The organism is Nostoc sp. NMS4 (genome assembly GCF_017115095.1).
GTDB lineage: Bacteria > Cyanobacteriota > Cyanobacteriia > Cyanobacteriales > Nostocaceae > Nostoc.
The window spans coordinates 1-4,046 of record NZ_JABXKI010000315.1; the positions used below are offsets into that span (position 1 = coordinate 1).

Here is a 4,046-nt window from a genome sequence, read left to right on the forward strand (position 1 = left end):
AACTCTTGTAGAGACAAGGGTTAATCGCGTCTCTACTTTTAACTCCTAACTCCTACCTAACTCAGCACGGGCTAAACGCCTCGCTACCGCTAACAGCACTCAGCACTCCTAACAATGTTCTTGCTTTGCCTTATGTCCCAATTGTAGCAGTAGGTGTTTTTTGACGAAACTTTTGGCTAGTGCTAACTTATCTGGGTAGTCTTGCTTGCAATGCTATACTGATTACCCAACTCGATATCTAGAACTATTTTCTGGAAGTGCGCTCTAAATCTACAATAATGGAGATAAGGTTCGCCCTCGCTGCTTATTAAGCTGCTTACCTAATTGTTACCGATTCTACATGTGGGAAAATTGGGTTCACCGGCAGTTCCTCCTAGTTAAAAATCAGAGTCTAATGGCGTAAAATTACCTTCACTCTAGACAATCAAACACCTGTAGTTTCCACGCCACTTGACGGCAGTTGCTCCACTTGGGGAGACCCCAAGACCGCACTGCCTCCTCCTCTTGGGGAGACCCCGATACCGCAGTGGCTCCCCCTGCATAGCGCTTTTGGGTAGTATGGATTCTCTAAACCCAGCTTCTCAAAAACCCGTCGCGTAATTACTTAGCGGGGCTAGATTTTAATCAGGCGTGCAATCTGAAGTTTGGTTAGGTGAAGGGACTTGAACGCAAGCAAATTCTGAGAGCATCGTGCAGTGAGAAGTTCGTAAACGCCCAGAGTTGTCCGTGGGTCGGCTTCTTTGCAAAGGAACTGTGGGAGTAGTTTCCCGCTTTTACTGGGTTGGGCTTCCTTTCCTTAGAACTTAGGAAGCCAGACTTCAGGGCAATTAGTTTCCAGCTTGTTTCTGTAAGCCGTGAGGTATACAGGAAAGAACCAGATTAACAACAAATGATGTTTTGACCAAAGGTCGGTTCACTGCATGGAATTTTCAATCGCTACACTCCTTGCCAATTTCACCGATGATAAATTGGTAGCTCGGAAGGTTTTAGAAAAGAAACTTGGCTGTGAAGATGAAAAAAGTTTACAAAAACTTCACATTGCTTTAGATGTTCTGGAAAAAATCGGTATTTTAGTGAAGGAACGGGGCAAGTATCGGCGTGTCTCAGAAGAGGGAATAATTGAAGCAAAACTCCGTTGTTCTAGTAAAGGCTTTTGCTTTGCTATTCAAGATGTGGAAGGAGCCGAGGATATTTACATCCGCGAAAGTCATTTGAGTAATGCTTGGAATGGCGATCGCGTTTTGGTGAGAGTTCTCAAAGAAGGTAGTCGCCGTCGCTCTCCTGAAGGGGAGGTAAAGCTGATTCTGGAACGTTCTAACCACACTTTACTGGCACGCATTAAGCAGGTGGAAGCTGGTTTTCGGGCTGTGCCTTTAGACGATCGCTTGCTGTTTGAACTCAAGATTCAAGCTAACGGGGCAAAGTTAGAAGAAGCGATCGATCATCTGGTTCATGTGGAAGTTTTGCGTTATCCGTTGGCACAATATCCTCCCCTTGGTCGAGTGGTGCAAATCCTCGGTAGTGATGCCGAAGCTGCTGCTGATATAGATTTAGTTACGTGCAAACACGACCTTTCCCGGACTTTTCCAGATAATGTCGTGGAAGCCTCTGCCAGGTTGCCTAAAAAGCTCCTGAAAGCAGACCTGAAAAATCGCCTAGATTTACGTAATTTATTTACTCTCACGATTGAAGGGGTAAATAGCGATACCAAAATTATCGAAAACGCTTTTAGTTTAGAAAAAAACTTAGCCGGAAATTGGCTTTTGGGCGTTCATATCACCGATGTTTCTCATTATGTGCAACCTGATGAAGCCCTAGATAGAGAAGCACTCAAACGGGGCAAATCAGTGTATTTAGGAGAATTGGTGTTGCCAATCTTGCCCCCAACTGTGGCAGAACGCTGTTCTTTAGTACCTGGGAGCGATCGCTTAACTATCTCTTTTTTAATTACCATTGATCCCAAATCGGGAGAAGTGCTGGAGTGGGAAATTCAACCCAGCGTGATTAACGTCGAGACGGCGCTAACTACAGAACTTGCCCAAGCAATTCTCACAGGTGAAGCTGAAGATAAATCATCACAAGTTTCCCAAATCCTGCAAGACCTCCAAGCCTTGCAAACAGCCGTCAAACAGGTACGCTTGACTCGTGGTAGCCTCCAGTTAAATCTACCGCCCAGCCAAAACGCCTATTATGATGAGGGGATTCTTGGCGCTGTGGTGGTGAATGATTTACCAGTGCGATCGCTACTCACAGAGTTGGTACTGTTAGTTAATCAACTATTTGCAACTCACTTAAATGCTCTTGGTGTTCCGGCAATCTGGCGAGTTCAAGGTACTCCCGATGTTGAAGATGTCCAGGAAATGCTGAAATTGGCAGTCAATTTGGGTGTTGACCTCACACTAGATCCCGAAGTTGATATCCAACCCTTAGATTACCAACATTTGACTACAGCTTTTGCTGAATCTCCTTCAGAACAAGTTCTTACCTACTTATTACAAGATACCCTGAAGCCGTCTGCATACAGCACCACTAAAGGATCTCACTTTGGTCTGGCACTACCGCAATATGTTCACTTTAGCGCTCCCTTGCGGCGTTACCCAGATTTGCTGATGCAGAGAGTGTATTACACGCTACTCGAAAACGGACGCGATCGCCGCAATACCCGTGTGAGAGAGCGGGTTAACCTGCGCCACTCCTCCAGCCACGAGGAAATTAACTGGAACGTTTTACCCCCAGAATTGCAACAAGAACTGCAAAGCGATTTAACTAGGGTAATTGTCCAAATCAACGACCGAGAAAAAGAAGTCCAAGAAGCCGAAGCCGATTTAGCCGGACTGCAAAAAGCCCAACTGATGAAGCAACGCATCGGTCAGGTATTTCAAGGCGTAATTACCGGGGTTCAATCCTACGGTTTCTTTGTGGAAATTGAAGTACCAGCCGCCGAGGTGGAATCTAGCAGTAATCCTGGTGTGCCTTTGCGGGTGGAAGGATTGGTACACGTCAGTTCTCTCAAAGATGATTGGTATGAATATCGCGCCAGACAACAGGCACTATTTGGACGTAAAAATCGCGCTTCTTATCGATTAGGCGATCGCGTTGCCGTCCAAGTTAAAAGTGTCGATTACTACCGTCAACAAATTGACTTGGTAACAGTCGGTAGCGATGGTGTACCAAAAGGTCTAACTGGCAATGATTCCCGTGACGAGCTTTCAGACCTCTACTTACCAAATGACATTGAGCCTGATGACCTAGACCCTTACTCTGAGGACGAGTAAAATCCACTAAAACTTACGTGTCAAATCACACTAAACCTTTAATTTTAGGCGTATCGGGTGCATCTGGTCTGATTTACGCTGTTCGGGCGATCAAATTTTTGCTAGAAGCGGAGTATAGTATTGAATTGGTTGCCTCTAAATCAACTTACATGGTTTGGCAGTCAGAACAGGAAATTCGGATGCCACCAGAACCAATTCAACAAGAACAATTCTGGCGAGAGCAAGCTGGTGTTGCACTTTTGGGTAAACTCCGTTGTCATCCTTGGAGTGATGTCGGAGCTGGAATTGCCAGTGGTTCCTTTGCCACTCTGGGGATGATAATTATTCCATGCAGCATGAGTACAGTGGCAAAGCTAGCAGTTGGCTTGAGTTCCGATTTACTAGAACGGGCGGCGGATGTCCAACTTAAAGAAGGGCGAAAGCTGGTGATTGTCCCGCGTGAAACGCCTTTTAGCCTCATCCACCTCCGTAACTTAACCTCTCTAGCAGAAGTTGGCGTGAGAATTGTCCCCGCTATTCCCGCCTGGTATCACAATCCCCAAACCATCGAGGATTTAGTTGATTTTGTAGTTGCCCGTGCTTTAGATCAACTAGATATTGACTGCATCCCAATTCAGAGGTGGCAAGGTCGTCGCTAACGCCCTGAGTGGATTTATTGTAAATTTCACAATAGTCCTAAAAAGGTAATGATAGAGATGGCTGATCGTGTCAGTAGTCAGTGAACAGTAATTAGCGAAGCATAATCAGACTGATAACTGACCACTGACAACT

2 protein-coding genes are annotated in these 4,046 nt (G+C 45.6%); both read left to right on the forward strand.

The window, feature by feature from the left end:
• Positions 1–920 precede the first annotated feature (920 nt).
• Positions 921–3,275, forward strand: a complete 2,355-nt coding sequence (locus HWQ37_RS29100) for a ribonuclease R family protein (protein ID WP_292753888.1) — start codon at positions 921–923, stop codon at positions 3,273–3,275.
• Positions 3,276–3,292: 17 nt separating this feature from the next.
• Positions 3,293–3,913 (forward strand): flavin prenyltransferase UbiX, encoded by a 621-nt coding sequence (locus HWQ37_RS29105; protein WP_292753889.1) that lies wholly within the window; start codon positions 3,293–3,295, stop codon positions 3,911–3,913.
• Positions 3,914–4,046 lie beyond the last annotated feature (133 nt).